General features: G+C 49.3%; 1 protein-coding gene. It reads right to left on the bottom strand.

Features of this window, described 5'->3' with window-relative positions; all coding sequences use genetic code 11:
* Positions 1 to 436: ABC transporter permease (locus ACTHUT_RS21540; protein ID WP_440419852.1), on the bottom strand; the 436-nt coding region annotated here is incomplete at its 3' end.
* Between the last annotated feature and the right edge of the window lie 174 nt (positions 437 to 610).

Raw genomic sequence — 610 nt, 5'->3', positions numbered from 1 at the left:
CAACCAACACAATAATGGTAAACAACACGCTCGGATTGCCGAAACCGAACCAAAACAGAGCCATCACCACCCAAATAATCGGCGGCATCGCCAACAAAATCGTAATCACAGGCTTGAGCAACGCCATCGCCGTCTTAAAACTGCCCGCCACCAGCCCCGCCGCCAATCCAGCCACCAGCGCAACCGAAATACCCACCACCGACCGCCACAGCGAAATCCCGATTTCGTTTTCCTGAAAATGTTGCAATAAATCCAAAGACTTTTGAAACACCTCCACCGGCGCAGGCAGCATAAACTCACCAAATACGGCACTGCCCCACGCCCACAACGCCACCACCACCATCGCCACACTCAAACCGGCAAAGCCGCTCCAAAGATAGTCGATGATGTAAAACAGCGCAGGCTGCGGTTTACGGATTTTATCGGTTTTAATCATGGTTTGTGTGTTGGTTGGAGGGGAAGGTTTGGGGACGATAGGTCGTCTGAAAAATGGTTGATTGGGTTAGACGGAACTCCGTAACCTAACGAAACGGTTTGGTTTTTCCAAATAGTGTTTTTCAGACGACTTTGACTAGGAATTTTGGTGTTTTATCTAGTTACGCCTACAGTT

It is taken from the genome of Neisseria sp. P0022.S010 (genome assembly GCF_051956635.1).
This window is presented reverse-complemented; position numbering and strand designations above follow the sequence as displayed.